We start from the raw sequence: 16,934 nt of genomic DNA on the forward strand, positions 1-16,934 counted from the left end.
AACATTTTTATTACAAAAAGCAAACAAGAAGGTGCTCAAAGAACGAGAGCACCTTCGCTTTTTATTTCATTAGATTTTATCCTGATAAGATGTAAAATTATTCACCCATCTCGATTGCTGTGAGACCCTCAAGAAGACTTGTATCAAACTCGATAGCTTCTGCTGTCTCAGGATTGTACTCAGAAGTGATACCCTCTGATACGAACTCGATAGGCATTTCCGCAGGATTCTTACCATTTACAAGAATCTCATAAGCCTGCTTACCAGCTGTAACACCAAGGTCATAGTAGCTGATAGAAAGTGTTGCAAGACCACCGTTTTTGCACATGTTCTCCTCACCACATACGATGGGAAGCTTTGCAGGCCATGCTGCATTCTTAACGATAGACATGTTATCAGCGATTGTGTTGTCTGTAGGGATGTACAGGCAGTCGCAGTTACCAATTGCGTTTGTTACAACTGACTGAATCTCATTTGAATCAGCAACTGTGTATTCCTTGTAAGCGATTCCTGCTGCATCAAGAGCCTCTGCTGCAAGATCAACCTGGAACTTTGAGTTAGCCTCAGATGAGCAGTAGAGAATACCTACCTGCTTAGCTTCAGGAACAAGTGTCTGAAGAAGCTTGATCTGCTCATCAACAGGAGCAAGGTCAGAAGCACCTGTTACGTTTGTGCCGGGTGCGTTGTTATCATTGATTACACCAGCTGACTTGTAGTCTGTGATTGAAGTACCAACTACCGGAATATCTCCTGTAGCTGCAGCAACTGCCTGAAGTGCTGGAGTTGCATTTGCCATGATAAGATCATCCTTATCATTAACGAACTTTGTAGCGATTGTAGCGCAGTTAGCCTGCTCGCCCTGAGCGTTCTGATAATCGAACTCTACTGAATATCCATCAGCCTCAAGTGCTTCCTGAAGGCCTTCCTCGAAGCCCTTTGTAGCAGCATCAAGTGCGGGATGCTCAACGAGCTGGATAACACCAACATGGAAGGTCTTACCTGCTTCAGCCTTTTCTCCTTCAGCTGCAGCATCTGCTGTCTCCTCAGTGCTCTCCTCGGCAGCTGCATCTGCTGTATCCTCTGCAACCTCCTCAATGCTCTCCTCGGCAGCTGCATCTGTGCTCTCTGCCTCTGTAGAAGCCTCAGCCTGAGTATCTGTAGCTGTAGTTGTGTTACCACCTGCTGTACGTGCGCAGCCTGTCATGCTAAGGATCATTGCGCCGCTAAGAACTGCGGCAAGAATCTTCTTTTTCATACTTTTCCTCCTCGTTTTTTAGAAATAATATTTTTTCATAATCTTTACTCTGTCACTTTACTGTTTAAATATTTTGACGCTTTAAACTGTAAAAGTGTTTTAATATATAATATCGCAAACATAAAGATTGGTCAATAAAACTATAGTATTATTTCAAATATTGTTGAGTACCCGGATTCACTATCATCCATGAGCCGGATTGTGCCTCCGTGAGCCTCAACAATAAGCTTGGCGATAGATAACCCAAGTCCCGTTCCCTTTCCGCTTGTCCTTGCCTTCTCACCAACAACGAAGGGCTTAAATATCTCATCCTGTATCACTTCAGGAACGCCTACGCCATCATCACCAAGATAAATAATGACGTTTTCTCCGCTCTGCTTCATAGCTGCAAATATTTTCGTTCCCTTAGGATTAGATTTAACCGAATTGTTTATTATATTTTCAAAAACACGCTTTAACTGAGCATCATCTATGCTCTTTGTAATCTTTTCTTCAGGGATATCAATTTCCATTTCGTATCCTGCTATTTCGAGTTCACTGTATTTATTTGCAAGATACTCCCTGAAATACTCACAGATATCACACTCCCTTTTATAAAGAGAAAACTCAGGATGCTCCAGCTTTGAATACTCATAAAATGAATTTATAAGCTCCGAAAGATTGTCAGCCTTTCTGTTTATTGTCTCAAGGTATTTCTTCTGCTCTTCCTCAGGTACAAGCCCGTCTGCCACCGCTTTGGAATAGCCCTGTATCACTGTTATGGGAGTCTTTAAATCATGGGAAATATCCGCAAGGATCTTTTGCCTTTCCTTTTCAAGCCCCTCCTTCTCCCTCTCGGCCTCTGCCAGCTTGCTGGTCATATCGTTGAAGGAATCCATGATCTGTACGAATTCCTTGGGGCCCGAATAAGTTATTGCAACATCTCTGTTGCCCTCCCCTAGATCATCCATAGCATTCTGCAGCATGGTGATTGGCTTTCTGACCGCCAGCGCTGTACGAAAAACAAATATGATAACAAAAATCGCGAAAACAAAAAGGAAAGAAAAAATAGCAGTAAGATATATTCTCCTGAAGGTATCATTTAGCGAAGTATTGCTATAATCCTGATGAATGAGCATTGTCCTGCTCTCACCATTGTTTGTCACATATTCATATTTCTGAAGATAGGTGTCTGTGTCACTACCATACAGAATATTGAATTCCCTTTCAGATAAATGATCAATATCCATCCCACTGTCCGAATACACGACATTTTTATCGGAATCAAGAATTGCGACACCGCTAAGCGTGTACAGCTCACCTTCTCTGTCATTTACAGTAGCGTATTTATGAAGTGCATATCCACGGATGCTCCCATCCTCCGCCATAATAGTATCGAGATAATAATAACTGTTCCAACGATCTGAAGGAATAAATTCAAGCTCCTCAGGACTGTAGGTATTCTTTACGCTGCCATCACTGGAATAAATGACCTCTGCATTCTCATCCAGGACCTCGAAATAGCTCTTTTCCCCCAGGACCTTCTTAATATTCAGCCTGTCGTATTTTTCATTTTTTATTAATTGATCATTGCTTATAAAGCTTTTTACATTGGGGGTATAGTTTGCCTGTTCAATGGCATTTTCAGTGAATTTAACTACAAGAAAAGCAAGCAGCAGAACTGCTGCCGCAAAGAAAACATAATATTTGGTGACGAGCGAATAGAGCGTACCCTTTTCGCTCCTCATGGAAGAAAACAATTTTTTCATTTCGTCCCCTTATAAACCGCGGTCCAACTTGTACCCAAGCCCTCTGACTGTCTTAATGTATCTGGGGTTCTTACTGTCATCCTCAATCTTGTCCCTGAGCTTGCTCATATGCACCATAAGCGTGTTGTCATCATTCTCATAGTACTCTCCATTTACATGCTCATAGATCTGTACCTTAGTGAAAACTCTTCCCGGATTTTTCATAAGAAGTGTCATTATCTTAAACTCTGTAGGGGTAAGGAGTATCTCCTCATTTTTCTTGGAAAATCTCGCCTTCTCGACATCAAGCCTAAGTTCTCCTACAGTAAATGTCATGCTGTCTGACATATCACTGCTGCCAAGCTTGTAAAACCTCCTGAGCATAGCATTGACCCTGGCAACAATCTCCAGCGGATTAAAGGGCTTCACCATATAATCATCAGCTCCGATATCCAATCCCAAAATCCTGTCACTATCTTGATTTTTTGCTGACAAAACCAGGATAGGGATATTATCCCCCCTGTCCCTGATGGTTTTGATCACTTCATAACCGCTCATTTTGGGCATCATGATATCGCAGATAAAAAGGTTTGGCTGCTCATTTTCAACAGCCAAAAGAGCCTCCTTACCATTCTCTGCTGATATCACCTCATAATTTGCATTTTCAAGATAGAGCCTGAGAAGCGAGATAATATCCACATCATCTTCAGCCACCAGGATCTTATACTTTTTATCATTCATATCTAAGTGCCTCTATCGGGTTGAGCTTAGCCGCTTTGTTAGCCGGATAGTATCCAAAAAATACTCCAAATGCCATAGAAAACAGTACACAAAATATTATACCGCCTACGGATGCACTTCCGCTATACCCCATCATTTTGGACGCCATGATTCCGAAAATCTGTCCAACAATTACCCCCAATATTCCTCCTATAAAGCACACTACAACAGCCTCTGTTATAAATTGCAGTCTGATGCAGCCATTAGTTGCACCAAGGGCTTTTCTTGTTCCTATTTCCCTTGTTCTTTCCGTGATAGATACGATCATGATATTCATTACACCGATACCACCTACCAGAAGAGATATGGCGCCGATGGCTGCAAAGGCATAGGTCTGTGTGTTCAGCATGGACTCCATTGATTTAATCTCTTCCTTCATGCTGTAGGCGTATGACTCGTATGCATCATTTTCCTTGTAATATTTATTATTAAAATACTCCGAAATCTCCGTTGCCAAAACACCCTGATCCGCTCCGTTTTTGGCTACCACTTCAAGCTCATCGAACTGATACTTTTCCCTAAGCTGTATGATAGCTGTCTGAAGCGGTATATAGGCAGATGTCCTTATATCCTTCTGCGATTTACCTGCGCCCATACCTCCGGCCTGACTCTCTGAATACTCATAAACTCCTATGATCGTATAGCTGTAGTACTTATTATCTATGACCGCCTCCACAGTCTGTCCAAGCGCTGCTGCCGGCTCTGTCCCCAGCATATTATCAACGTATCTGTCAGAAACAACTATTACCTTTCTCGATTCATTCTGCTCATTTTCTGAAAACCCTCTTCCTGCAAGAATCTTTACCTTAGTCTGCTTCAAAGCAGAATTATTAACACCTTCAAGTGAAATGTTGGCATATTTTTTGCCATCCTCGATCTTAACCTCGCCCACGGATTTTTTCAGGGCTACACCTTCTACTTTATCCTTAAAATGGTCCGTAAGATCTTTTATCATTTCCTCCGAAACATAGTCCTTATCCTTCATATCGCGTACAAATGTATCACTGGTGTAGTCATAATCCTCGCCCATTTTCTGCATAATATATAAGCTTATATTGTTAACTCCCATGTCCCCCATGGAGCCCATGACCGATTTATTCATGGCATCGCCCACAGTCATAATAGCTATGACAGAGGCTATACCTATTATTATTCCGAGCATTGTCAGAAAAGTTCTCATCTTATTTGCAAGAAGTCCTGTCAATGCCAGCTTTACATTTTCAAGAAGCATATCTGATTCCCATCCTCTCATCTATGAAAGCGCCGTCTTTTAATGTCAGTATTCTCTCCGTCTCCGTCGCAAGCTCAGGTGAATGTGTTATGAAAACAATGGTAATCCCCTGCTTCTCATGAAGCTTATGAAAAAGATCCATTATCTTTCTTCCGGTTGAGGAATCCAGCGCACCTGTAGGCTCATCAGCAAGGATAATAGAGGGACTGTTCACAAGGGCTCTTGCAATGGCAACTCTCTGCTTCTGTCCACCTGACAGTTCATCAGGAGTATGGTTAATCCTTTCCTTCATCTCCACAAGATCAAGCAGCTCCATGGCCCGCTCTTTTCTCTCTCTCGCCTTCACCCCTGCATACAGCATGGGAAGCTCGACATTTTTCAGCGCGCTTGTTCTTGCTATGAGATTATAGGTCTGAAAAACGAATCCGATTTTCCTGTTTCTTATGTGCGAAAGCTCTGTATCACCGGCACTGCATACATCCACACCATCCAGCAGATACTCACCCTCTGTGGGCTTATCAAGTAGACCTATGATATTCATAAGAGTTGATTTACCGGAACCTGAGGTTCCTACTATGGAGACAAACTCACCTTTTTTTACATCAAGATCAATCCCATGAAGTATCTCAAGCTCATTCTCACTTCCTACATTGAATCGCTTGATTATCCCTCTTGCTTTTATCATGCTATCTGGTGTCATTATTTCTGCCATTATTCCACCCCACTCTCAGTATCTGTAATCATGAAATCATCAGAAGAAGGTACGATAACATCCATTCCTTCCTCGAGTCCATCACCCTTGATTTCTACGTAATAATCTGTCTTTACTCCGTAAGTCACCGTGATATGTTCTCCTGTAGATACCGGATTACCATTCTCATCAGTTCCCGCTTTTTCCACATAAAGGCTTCCGTCCTCAGCTGTCTGAACGCAGGTATCAGGTACAGTAAGTGTATTTCCTGCCTCCTCTTCGAGGATTGTGATCTTGGCAGTCATACCGATTCTAAGTCTGTCCTCCATTCCGCCTTCAATTGACACTTCAATAGGATATTCGCTTGAAGATCCTGTGGATGCCTGCTCCTGTCCGCCGGACGAGGCAGTTCCCTGAGGTATGGGAGAGACAAATGAAAGTGTTCCATCCATCTCTTCTTCAACGGAATCTGTCTTGATCTTTACCTTCATTCCCTCTTTTATATCGCATATATCATACTGATCCACAGTTGCGGTAACCTTATAGCCACTGTCGTTCTGAATAAGTGCTATCTCATTGCCATTGTCGTAAATTCCACCTTCCTTTACGCCTACAGATGTGACAAGTCCATCGCAGGGAGCTACTATTGTAGCCTTTTCCATATCCTGCTCATATTTATCCACCTCCTGCTGCGCCTGGATCGTGTTTGTTCCCTGACTAAGCTGCGCTTCAGAAAAGCTGTCCTTTGAGTCCGCTACAGACTTATTGTTCTCTCTTTTCTGATCATCTGCATCTTCTTTTGCTTTATCTGCGCTCTCCTTGGCTGTCTTTATATTTTCCTTTGCTGACTTGGCATCACTCTCCTTCTCTGCCTGCTTTGACTTGGCATCGGAAAGATTGTTCTGAGCTTCCTCCAAGGAGCTCTGCTTGCTTTCAAGGTTTTTCTTGGCTTCTTCGTTTTCCTTTTGAGCCTTACTTACCTTCTTTTCCTTTTTATCTCTTTTCTTAACCGCATCTGTATACTGAGATTCCGCAGAATCAATCTCGCTTTTTATACCTTCCAGCTTTGATTTGGCATCGTTATATACCTGCTCTGCCTCGTTATATGCTCCCTGAGCCGTAGCCACATCCTGTCTGGCCTTATCAAGTGCTTCCTGAGCCTTTGCAAGCTCTTCCGGTGAAGCATCAGGATTAGAATCAAGTGTAGTCTTCTGACTCTCTGCATTTTTAAGAGCCTCGTTGGCCGTGCTAAGGCTTTCATTTGCTTTGTTATATCTGTCAGCTGCTGAGGAAAAATCACCCTTCGTATAGGCCTCGTAATCAGTTTTCAAGGTACTGATAGTATTTTCAAGATCTGTCACATCCCTGTTGGCATCATCATAGGAAGCCTGCGCCTTTGAAAGCTTATCTTCACTGCTTGATACATCCTGCGATGCACTGTTAACCGCATCCTTAGCTCCATTTTCAGCAGCAGTTTTCTCGTTTACATCTCCTGTTGCGCTGGTGCTCTCTGCATTTGCAGTATTTGATGCAGTTACCGCGTCATTATATTCCTTATCTGCCTTCTGGGAATCCCTTTCTGCTCTCTCTATCTGAATCCTTGCAGTTTCAACCGCCGCATCATAATTCCTCTGTGCAGTTGCAAGCTCCAGAGAGTCTTTTTTCTTTGCTATTTCCAGTACTTCCTTTGCCTGTGCAAGAGACTTCTCAATGTTTGTTGTGTCCAGGGTTGCTATGATATCACCTTTTTTCACCCGGTCACCCACGCGCACCTTAAGTGAATTTATCTTTACTCCGGTCAGCTCACTGGCAACGCTCTGACTGTCCAGTGCTGCAATCGTACCATTAAGGCTTATGGTCTTCTTAAGATCCTGCCTTGTCACCTGAGCAGTTTCTATCATCACAGGCATACTGTCCTCCATAGCAGCAGCCTGTCTGGCTCTGGTATACCCCATGGTTCCTACGGTGGTCGTTGTCATTACTATCACGGCTATTATTGCAATTGCCCTTGTCTTTTTCTTTTGAAAAATCTCTTTAATTTTCATTTATTCCTACCCCTTCCGGAATTATTGTCCAGGAAAGAGCTTACTATTTTCATATAAAAAAAACCTTTGCATAACCTTAAGATTTCTTAAGGTTTGCAAAGGCTGTAAACAAAAAGCAATATATCATACTCTCTTATATGTTCTGAATGTGTAGGTGGTATCAAAATACGCCTGCTCTTCACTCTCCTCGAAAAGCTCCCACGCGGGATCCTTATCAAGGTTAGGGAAAAATCTGTCCGCTTCGAATACTCTGTCTATCTTGGTAACAATGCAGGTATCACACATGGGAAGAAGCTCCTCGTAGACCTTCGCTCCACCTATGCAATAAACAATGTCTGTGTCGTACTCTGCGATAGCATCCTTGAGCTCGTCCAGATTGTGAACAACGGTGGCATTTTTCACCACGTAATCAGGGTTGGTCGAAAGGATGATGTTCTTTCTTCCTTCAAGTGGCTGCTGCCCGGGAAAGGTCTCAAGAGTTTTTCTTCCGTATACCAGAACCTTGCCCATGGTCTCCGCCCTAAAATTCTTCATGTCGTTGGGGATTCTGATAAGAAGCTGGCCCTTGTTGCCAATTCCCCAGTGCTCGTCTGCTGATAAAATTATTTTCATTTGCTCCTCCGTTTATCATATAGCTATAGGAATATTAGTAATCTGCTCGCCTGCTACCTCATAGTTTTCAAGCGAAACATCATTTCTTGTAAATTCATAAAAATCGTGAACATCAGGATTAAGGTGGAACTTCGGTGCCGGCTTGGGCTCACGTTTAATAAGCTCCCTGATGATATCCACATGTCTGTCGTAGATGTGGGCATCAGCGATGACGTGAACAAGCTCACCAACGTTCATATCGCATACCTGTGCAAGCATATGAACAAGAACCGAATACTGAACCACATTCCAGTTGTTTGCTGCAAGCACGTCCTGAGAGCGCTGATTCAGAATCGCATTAAGAGTAAGTCTGTCCTCACCCTTTTTCTGTGTAACGTTAAATGTCATGCTGTAAGCACAAGGATACAGGTTCATCTCAGACAGATCCTGATGCACATAGATATTTGTCATGATTCTGCGGCTGAAAGGATTATTCTTAAGATCGTAGATAACCCTGTCAACCTGATCAAACATGCCCTCCTTGTACTTATGTTTAACGCTCATCTGATAGCCGTAGGCTTTTCCGATAGAGCCTGTCTCATCTGCCCACTCGTCCCAGATGTGGCTGTGAAGATCATTTACATTATTGGACTTCTGCTGCCAGATCCAGAGCATCTCGTCTGTGGCACTCTTAAGAGCTGTCTTCCTGAGTGTCATGATCGGGAACTCTTCTGCCAGATTATATCTGTTAACAACTCCGAATTTCTTAATCGTATATGCAGGGGTTCCGTCCTCCCAGTGGGGTCTTACCTTCTCACCCTCAGTACTGGTTCCGTTCTCCAGAATGTCCTTACACATATTTATGAAAATCTCATCTGCTTTACTCATGCCGATCCTCCTCAAATGTTTTTATTTCATAGGAATTCCCATAAAATAATAGAGAGTGCATTTATTAAAACACACTCTCTATAGTATACCGATTTATGGTATTTTTCTCAATTCACACTTCTGTTTTTTAATCCCCGTCCTGTTTTCGACTATTGTGTTTTTAATACCAATCCTGTTTGCGGTTATCACCCTTAATTTCCCATTTATCACACAGAGCGAGGATCTGGTCAGCGAATTTTGCCTTATCCTTGTTAGTCATGCCCTCGCTTCTTGCAATAATCGCAGTAAGCTTTGCACCTGCTGCCTTAAGTCTTGTAAATACATCAGATACAAGCTTGCTGGTCTTCTTAACCACTGCCTTCGGAACACCTTCCTTGATGATCTGTCCCGATATCAGATCAAACTCAGTTCCGCTAAAGGGAGCATAGGTATCATATCCGTATTCATCGCGAAGACAGTTTGCAAATGCTGTACATGCCGAGTCATCACCATGAACTATGAAAACCTTTTTCGGTCTTTCCTTAAAGCCCTGAATCCAGTTGATAAGGCCGTTTTTATCTGCGTGACCGGACAGGCCGGACAGTTTGATAATCTCTGCCCGTACGTCAATCGTCTCCCCGAAAAGCCTTATCTCATCAGCACCTTCGAGAATAGCACGACCTGTTGTACCTATTGACTGATAACCCGCAAAAAGAATGGTGGAATCCTCGCGCCACAGATTATGCTTCAAATGGTGCCTGATTCTTCCTGCTTCACACATTCCAGAAGCCGAGATGATTACCTTTGGTGTCTCTTCCTCATTTATCGCGCGAGACTCCTCTGTAGTGATTGCAAGGTTAAGTCCCGGGAACGACAACGGATTGATATGCTTTTTTACCAGAGCCAGCGCTTCCTCATCATAGCAGTCAAGCGCATGGTCACCAAACACCTCCGTCGCCTCCACTGCCATGGGAGAGTCAACCCAAACAGGAAAATCATCCACCGTAGTTACGAGGTGATCCTTTTTTATTGTTCTTAAAAAGTACAGAATCTCCTGGGTTCTTCCTACCGCGAAGGAAGGTATTACCACATTCCCGCCCCTTGCAAAGGTTCTGTTCAATATTTTTGCCAGCTCAGCAACATAATCCGGCTTCTCGCTTTCATGATATCTGTCGCCATAGGTGGATTCCATAACGACATAATCGGCAGTTGAAGTAAGCTTTGGATCCTTCAAAATCGGCTGATCGTAATTTCCTATATCTCCCGAAAATACGATCTTTTTCTGTACCCCTTTTTCAGTAGCCCACACCTCTATACTGGCAGATCCCAGGAGGTGACCGATATCAGTAAATCTTATCGTGACACCATCACAAATGTCTATCTTCTGGTTGTACTCACAGGACACAATGTGACGCAGCGTATTATCTGCATCCTCCATAGTATAAAGCGGCTCTATCTGCTTGATATTCTTATTCCTTTTACCCTTGCGGCTTCTCCACTCAGCCTCCTGCATCTGAATATGTGCACAGTCACGGAGCATTATATTACACAGATCAGCCGTTGGTCTCGTCATGAAAATTTTGCCGCGAAATCCTCTTGCATATAAAAGCGGCAGATTACCCGAGTGATCAATGTGCGCATGCGTAAGAAGAACATAATCTATCTCCGCAGCGCTTACAGGGAGCTCTGCATGCTCAAAAGCAATGCTTCCCTGTTCCATACCATAATCTACCAGAATGTGCTTATCACCAATATTCAAGTAATGACAGCTACCTGTAACCACATGATCCGCACCGATGAAACTAAGCTTCATAGGCACCTCCTTCCGGAAATGACTTATTATTACTTTGATCAAAAACAGTCAAAGACAATAGTCCTCCAACTATAAAACCAAAGCTATACATTAATTTTAAATCTGCTATGCCCCCTATGCCAATAAATTAATTATGGATATAATGCGTAAGTTCTAACCATTTTCTAACATTTTTCTTATATTTTTATATACCGCATTTTGTTGTAAAATTTCCTCATGAATATTTTAGAACAGTTATCACTTTATATTTTTCCTAAAACACGTTTCCGCTCTGCGGACAGACATATTGAAATCAGGGATACTATCGAAAACCACCGAGCCGTAAGGCTTCTTCTGTATGATGGAGTAAGGGAGTCCGGCATGTACCTGGACGAATATGGTGACAGGGACCCTCTGTTTAATTACATGAAAACTCTAAAGACCATGGTCACACACAATCCCGGACTAAATAACTGCCTTCTCATAGGAGGCGGTGGTTTCATCATCCCCAAGCTCTACTTAAAGGACCATCCCGAGCGTCGCATAACTGTCGTGGAAGTGGATGGCACCTACGTTGAGCTTGCAAAGAAATACTTCGGTCTTGATACAAACGACAAGCGTATCAAGATTGTCGTTCAGGATGGTTTTGAATTCATAAAAAATACCACCATGCACAATGCAGGCATAGAAAGCAACTATAGCCGTGATGTTCGCTATAGCAATGCTCCCTCTGCGGTAAAATACGATCTGGTGATCTTTGATGCCTACACCGGAAGCTCCGCTTCCAGGACTATCCTATCAGAATATGCATTAAAAAGCGTATATTCCATTCTAAGTCCAAACGGAATATACGCTCTTAACATGATAAACGAGGCTCAGGATGTTATCTCAATGCAGACACATCTACTTAATGCCAGCCTCAAGAATATATTCAAATATACCAGGATCGTTCCCTGCAAAGGCGGTGGGAACTGTATCCTGATGGCATCTGATAGAAAATTATAACCCTCCTGCTTCTTTGCAAGAGGGTTATCTATTATGTCGTATTTTTTGAATTATACAGGCTGTTTCCAAAAGTATCAGTGCTTCTTTATCTTTAAAGTCGCTTCTTTGGCGCCACCTTTTTTGCGGATTGTCTTAAACAGCTTCTTGGCAGCCTTTTTATTCGTTGTCTTTACAACAAAGGTTGCGTCCTTCTTTATTCCCTTAAAAGCATTTTTATTAATGCCAACAGAATCAGATTCAAGTGTAATCTTTGAAAGCTTCTTACATTTCTTAAAGGCATCCTTCTCAATAGTGCTAACGGAAGAAGGAACTGTAACAGCCTTTATCTTCTTATTCTTTGCAAAAGCATTCTGTCCAATAACTGAGACACTAAGTTTATGTCCCTCGCAGGTTACTTCAGACTCTACAGTGAATTTCTTAGACTTTGTCTCAGACTTTATAAGAGCGGCGCTATCCTTTGAAGTCACCTTGTAGGTCTCAGTTCCTACTGTAAATTCCTTACCGATTTCGAGGGGCTTATCGGACTGATTTCCATTTGCGCCATCTGTACTTCCGGCCTCATCATTTTTCTCAATCCATTCATAGTCATAATCTTCCTCTGTATCAGGAAGTTTCTCCTTAGGATCCAAATATAACCAGGTCTTGGTAGGCGTTGTTCTGTCAAGATAAGTGTAAGCTACACTTTTATCCAAAGTTTTTCCGCCATCATTGGATTTATAGAAAACTCCGCCTAGCGGGATTCTGCATATTTCAGGCATCTTGGCAGGTGTCTTAATTGCTGTCAGATACGAATATTTATAATCGGTAAAAAAGTTCTTATATGAAGCCACCCCTGATAAATCCAGCGAAGATATATCAAGTTTACCTTTGTAATTACAGAACATCCAGTCAGCAACTGTAATCTTTTTAGCATTAAAGCCTGTAAGTGACAAAGAAGACTCATTATAGCTTGTTCCTAATCCACAAAACATGGAAGTAAAATCGGTAACATATTTCGGTGACATGCCTGAGAAGTCCAGATGTTTCAGTGATCTGCACTCCAAAAACATGCCGTCGCACTCCTCTGCTATCCTCATATCAAAGCTTCTGATATTAACACTCTCAAGCCCATAACAGCATTGGAACATACGCGCAAATTTTTTGGTATTTGATGTATCAAAACCTGAAAAATCAGCACTTTTCAGAGCGCTGCAGTAAGAAAAAATATAACCCATATCTTCAATTTTAGACTTTGAAATGGGTTTTAAATCTACACCATCAAGCGCTTTACACCTATAAAACATACATCTCGCTTCTAAAACCTTAGTTGATGAAAAACTGCCCCAATTCACTGTCTTCAATTTTTCACAGTCATAAAAAAAAGAATTCGTCCTCGTAACATTTGATCCATCGACCTTATCTCCAAAGTCAATGTTTTCCAAAGCCATCATTGACGTACACATACCACCGCAGTCTTCATTAAAGATTATTTTTTTATCTCTGTTTATAACATAGACATTTCCATCATCATAAACGGCATATGTAGAGCCAAAGTCTGTCACTCCCTTACCTTTAAGGAATGAAATCAAATCCACTTTTTTATCTGTAAGTGTCTTTCCGGCTGACATGAATTTAATCTTCTTGATAAGTGTATCATTCTCACTTCTTCTATATCCACTCTCGCCTATTTTCGTTCCTGCAGCCAGTTCCCTTACAGTCTTGTTAAACTTACTTCCTCCCATAAGTTTTCCGTTTTCACTGACATTCACATACTTCATCTCGGCTGCCTGCGCTTTGATAGTAAACAGTCCCATTGACAGGACTAAAAGCAGGAAAAATGTAGACACTGTTCCCAAAACTTTCTTCATAACTATAAAATTCCCTCCACTTCAAAAAGTTCCCCTCGCGTGGCTGTGCCACGTTGTCTATTATCGCCTAATGCATAGAATTATTCAATCCCAAATAAACCCATATTTTTATACCATATTATAATTTACAAATTTACGTATAATTCTCTTTTGTTGTTGTACTAAGAGCTGCATTATTATAAAATGTCCATTGTGCCACAGGTACAAATCAATTTGGGGAGAACTATGTAATGAAGAAAAAAGTTTTATTATTCTTAGCAGCTGTAATGCTGTCTTTTCTTGCTGTTTCCACAGGGAATGGCATTTCTGCCAGAGCCGCATCAGGCGAAGCAGTTCTTAGCAATTCTTCTTTTAGGATTGCAATAAAAAAATTCACCAATTTTAAAGAGGATAAAATCGTAAAAAAAATAAAGTTTTTATCCACAACAGATGCAAAACCATCTGATACACTTCCGCAGGCCCCTGCCGGTCAGAATTTAACTGCATATTATGACCTCAAAACAGAGTCCATGCTTATTTACAGCTCATATCCTAAGATATATCTTGATAAATATTGTGACACTCTGTTTGGTCAGAATAAACTGATAGAAGAAATTGATTTTGGAAACAAGATCGATACCTCGAGAGTAGAATCCTTTGATAACACATTTTCATTACTTCACAGATTAAAGAAAATTGATTTAAGCCGTTTTGATACTAAAAAGGTCAAAAGTATGCGATCCATGTTTTGGGAATGCTACAGCTTAAAGTCAATTGATCTCAGTACCTTTAGGACTCCCAATCTCGAGAACATGACATTCATGTTTGCAGATTGTGTAAATATCAATAATATAAACTTTAACACCTTTGATACTTCCAAAGTCACAGATTTCCAAGGGGTATTTCGTGATTGCCGGTCATTACAGCGTGTAGACCTGTCTACTATGAAGATTGGTAAAGGGACTGATGTTTATACCCCATTTTCCAGATGCGATAATCTTAAGCAGCTATATGCGCCAAAGAAACTTGATGAAGAAATCACATTACCCAGAGCGCTTTATCGAGACGATAACCAGAACGGAATACCGGATAGCCAGACTGCATATGATAAATTACCTGTATCATCTGTATGTCACCATTATATTTTTGTAGAAGCCCCTAAGACATTTGACAACGCTGATTTCTCAGATGGTGTTACGGATAAAAAGCCACTTGATGAAACTCCCGCAAAAAACTCCGGGACAGAAACAAAAACTAATGATGCAAAAAAGGTTGCGGATGCAGCTCCAAAGGCATTCACCGCAACCGTCGATGGTATCACCTATAACATTGATGAAAACGGCAATGCTACAGCCACCAAAATCGAAGCTTCCGGTAAGATATCCATAAATGAGGTTTCTGCCGGCGGCAAGACTTATCCCGTTACCACAATTGCCGCAAACGCCGGCAAGGGCAACAAGAAGATTAAATCCCTGTCCATCGGTAATAACGTAACTCTTATCGACAAAGCTGCATTCAAGAATTGCAAGAAGCTGAAGAAGGTAAAGATTTCTGCCAATTCATCTCTTTCAGTCAAGAAGGATGCCTTCAAAAAGATAAACAAGGATGCCTCTATTTCGATCAAAGATATTAAGGGCAAGAAGAAAGCTAAGCTTGCAAAGGCAATTAAAAAATATACTAATGCCAAAGTAAAATAAAACTGTCGCACCATGATGATACCCCTAAGTAGGACACTGAAATATAAATCCTACATAGGGGTATTTTTTAATTTCGGGAGCTGCCGCATATCTGTTCTGGAGTACCGGGCTTAAACACTATAACAGCGCCGGAGCATGATGTACCATCATTTAATTTTCAGTAATTTAATAGAGATTTAATGGTTCTATTATATATGATGTGTACAATTATTTGAGGGAATACAAGGAAAAATATAATTACGACATCGTCTTCTTTGTTTCCGACCAAACTTATAACTACTACTATGACGGAGGACTTAACAAGGTTATCTCACCAGATGATAATTTTGATTCCTGGTACTTCAATTTTCTTGACCTTAATCAGGAATATGACATCCAAATTGACCACGATGAAGTTAATGACTTCAGTGTTTCTCTTTTCGTAAACTGTCTTGTCACTGATGAAAGAGGGAAAACACTGGGAGTTGTCGGTGTAGGTAATAAGATAGACGATTTTCAGAGCAAGCTCGAAAACTATGAATCTGAGTATGATCTCACAGTCTGTATTGCAAATGTAGGTAATGCCCATAACTCCTTCACAGGCAGCACAACCTACTACAAGACCGTAGAGGATGCTGCAAAAGCTCTTGGACTCTCCACGGATACTATCACCATGGACGTAGATGAAGATGGCTATGCCTGGAATGATGGAAATGTCTGCACAAAAGTGATGCACAACAAGGCTCTTAACTGGAATATTTTCGTTCAGACTGATATAACTCCCAACATAAACATCCTGCTCGCACAAATGAACCGCAGGATTATTCTTCTTGCTCTCATAATTATCAGCTACCTTTTCGTCAGCTTCACACTCTTTTCAAAGCTGACAAGGGTTACCTATGAAGCCCAGAACACAGACGATCTAACCAGAATTGCCAACAATCGTCTTTTTAAGGAAAAATTCGACAAGGAAAATAAACGAAAATACGGAAAAATGACCGCATCACTTTTCATGCTGGATGTGGATAATTTCAAGACCTTTAATGACACCAAAGGGCATCTGTACGGAAATGCCGTGCTCCACATGGTTGCGGAAACCTTGAAGAATCAGGTTGGTACAAACGGCTTTGTGGGCAGATGGGGTGGCGATGAATTTATCGGAGTTATCTATGAAGCTCCCGATAAAGCCAAGGTAATCCTGGATGCTGCCCAGATCATTCTGACCGACAAGAATCCTGCCATGCCCATATCCTTCAGCTGCGGAGTCTCACAGATTGACAATACCCTCTCCCTTGAGAAAAACATGGAGCTCGCAGATCAGGCACTGTATAAATCAAAGGAAGACGGAAAAGCAAGATGCACGGTTTATAATTCTAATTAATCTATCCAGGAATCCTTTTGGAGCCGCCCCTTGCGGTAATAACAGCAACCGTTTTTACCATATCATC

At 41.6% G+C, this 16,934-nt stretch carries 13 protein-coding genes; 3 read left to right on the forward strand and 10 right to left on the reverse strand.

Going from position 1 to position 16,934, the window contains the following annotated elements:
• Window positions 1-97: 97 nt before the first annotated feature.
• The 9 genes from G601_RS0121055 to G601_RS0121095 all read right to left on the reverse strand — a co-directional run bounded on the left by G601_RS0121055 (window position 98) and on the right by G601_RS0121095 (window position 11,000).
• On the reverse strand, window positions 98-1,255 hold the full coding sequence (locus G601_RS0121055) for an ABC transporter substrate-binding protein (protein WP_026666509.1): 1,158 nt from the start codon (window positions 1,253-1,255) through the stop codon (window positions 98-100).
• 140 nt (window positions 1,256-1,395) lie between these two features.
• Window positions 1,396-2,982 carry a sensor histidine kinase gene (locus G601_RS25555; RefSeq protein WP_207638082.1) on the reverse strand — a complete coding sequence of 529 codons (1,587 nt, stop codon included), beginning with the start codon at window positions 2,980-2,982 and terminating at the stop codon, window positions 1,396-1,398.
• 30 nt (window positions 2,983-3,012) lie between these two features.
• On the reverse strand, window positions 3,013-3,723 hold the full coding sequence (locus G601_RS0121065) for a response regulator transcription factor (RefSeq protein WP_026666510.1): 711 nt from the start codon (window positions 3,721-3,723) through the stop codon (window positions 3,013-3,015).
• Window positions 3,716-5,014, reverse strand: a complete 1,299-nt coding sequence (locus tag G601_RS0121070) for an ABC transporter permease (RefSeq protein WP_051206139.1) — start codon at window positions 5,012-5,014, stop codon at window positions 3,716-3,718. Before G601_RS0121070 ends, G601_RS0121065 begins: the two co-directional genes overlap by 8 nt.
• On the reverse strand, window positions 4,983-5,705 hold the full coding sequence (locus tag G601_RS0121075; RefSeq protein ID WP_330368893.1) for an ABC transporter ATP-binding protein: 723 nt from the start codon (window positions 5,703-5,705) through the stop codon (window positions 4,983-4,985). The genes G601_RS0121070 and G601_RS0121075 overlap by 32 nt, the downstream gene beginning before the upstream one ends.
• Complete coding sequence (locus tag G601_RS0121080; protein ID WP_026666513.1) at window positions 5,705-7,729, reverse strand: HlyD family efflux transporter periplasmic adaptor subunit; 2,025 nt, start codon at window positions 7,727-7,729, stop codon at window positions 5,705-5,707. The genes G601_RS0121075 and G601_RS0121080 overlap by 1 nt, the downstream gene beginning before the upstream one ends.
• 123 nt (window positions 7,730-7,852) lie before the next feature.
• Window positions 7,853-8,341: a dihydrofolate reductase gene (locus tag G601_RS0121085; protein ID WP_026666514.1), complete on the reverse strand. Its 489-nt coding sequence runs from the start codon at window positions 8,339-8,341 to the stop codon at window positions 7,853-7,855.
• Between the two features lie 15 nt (window positions 8,342-8,356).
• Window positions 8,357-9,208, reverse strand: coding sequence for a thymidylate synthase (gene thyA, locus G601_RS0121090; protein WP_026666515.1), 852 nt, complete (start codon window positions 9,206-9,208; stop codon window positions 8,357-8,359).
• Window positions 9,209-9,368: 160 nt separating this feature from the next.
• Window positions 9,369-11,000, reverse strand: coding sequence for an MBL fold metallo-hydrolase RNA specificity domain-containing protein (locus G601_RS0121095; RefSeq protein WP_026666516.1), 1,632 nt, complete (start codon window positions 10,998-11,000; stop codon window positions 9,369-9,371).
• Window positions 11,001-11,216: 216 nt separating this feature from the next.
• On the opposite strand from G601_RS0121095, the gene G601_RS0121100 reads away from it, so the two are divergent.
• Window positions 11,217-11,984: a spermidine synthase gene (locus tag G601_RS0121100; protein WP_081673662.1), complete on the forward strand. Its 768-nt coding sequence runs from the start codon at window positions 11,217-11,219 to the stop codon at window positions 11,982-11,984.
• A gap of 74 nt (window positions 11,985-12,058) precedes the next feature.
• On the opposite strand, the gene G601_RS0121105 is transcribed toward G601_RS0121100, so the two are convergent.
• Entirely contained in the window at window positions 12,059-13,831 is a 1,773-nt protein-coding gene (locus G601_RS0121105; protein ID WP_026666518.1) for a leucine-rich repeat protein, read from the reverse strand.
• A gap of 230 nt (window positions 13,832-14,061) precedes the next feature.
• Here G601_RS0121105 and G601_RS25560 point away from each other — a divergent pair, with 230 nt between their 5' ends.
• A complete protein-coding gene (locus G601_RS25560; RefSeq protein ID WP_026666519.1) occupies window positions 14,062-15,507 on the forward strand; it encodes a BspA family leucine-rich repeat surface protein in 1,446 nt (481 codons plus the stop codon).
• Between the two features lie 199 nt (window positions 15,508-15,706).
• Complete coding sequence (locus G601_RS0121115; RefSeq protein WP_207638083.1) at window positions 15,707-16,867, forward strand: GGDEF domain-containing protein; 1,161 nt, start codon at window positions 15,707-15,709, stop codon at window positions 16,865-16,867.
• Window positions 16,868-16,934: the final 67 nt, after the last annotated feature.

The sequence above is a fragment of the Butyrivibrio sp. FC2001 genome, assembly GCF_000424125.1.
Lineage (GTDB): Bacteria > Bacillota > Clostridia > Lachnospirales > Lachnospiraceae > Butyrivibrio.

Bases quoted from the DNA above. Each gene is read 5' to 3' on its own strand.
- G601_RS0121105 (WP_026666518.1), bottom strand. From the start codon at position 13,831: ATGAAGAAAGTTTTGGGAACAGTGTCTACATTTTTCCTGCTTTTAGTC.
- G601_RS25560 (WP_026666519.1), top strand. From the start codon at position 14,062: ATGAAGAAAAAAGTTTTATTATTCTTAGCAGCTGTAATGCTGTCTTTT.
- G601_RS0121075 (WP_330368893.1), bottom strand. From the start codon at position 5,705: ATGGCAGAAATAATGACACCAGATAGCATGATAAAAGCAAGAGGGATA.
- G601_RS0121100 (WP_081673662.1), top strand. From the start codon at position 11,217: ATGAATATTTTAGAACAGTTATCACTTTATATTTTTCCTAAAACACGT.
- G601_RS25555 (WP_207638082.1), bottom strand. From the start codon at position 2,982: ATGAGGAGCGAAAAGGGTACGCTCTATTCGCTCGTCACCAAATATTAT.
- G601_RS0121080 (WP_026666513.1), bottom strand. From the start codon at position 7,729: ATGAAAATTAAAGAGATTTTTCAAAAGAAAAAGACAAGGGCAATTGCA.
- G601_RS0121065 (WP_026666510.1), bottom strand. From the start codon at position 3,723: ATGAATGATAAAAAGTATAAGATCCTGGTGGCTGAAGATGATGTGGAT.
- G601_RS0121070 (WP_051206139.1), bottom strand. From the start codon at position 5,014: ATGAGAGGATGGGAATCAGATATGCTTCTTGAAAATGTAAAGCTGGCA.
- G601_RS0121095 (WP_026666516.1), bottom strand. From the start codon at position 11,000: ATGAAGCTTAGTTTCATCGGTGCGGATCATGTGGTTACAGGTAGCTGT.
- thyA (WP_026666515.1), bottom strand. From the start codon at position 9,208: ATGAGTAAAGCAGATGAGATTTTCATAAATATGTGTAAGGACATTCTG.
- G601_RS0121085 (WP_026666514.1), bottom strand. From the start codon at position 8,341: ATGAAAATAATTTTATCAGCAGACGAGCACTGGGGAATTGGCAACAAG.
- G601_RS0121055 (WP_026666509.1), bottom strand. From the start codon at position 1,255: ATGAAAAAGAAGATTCTTGCCGCAGTTCTTAGCGGCGCAATGATCCTT.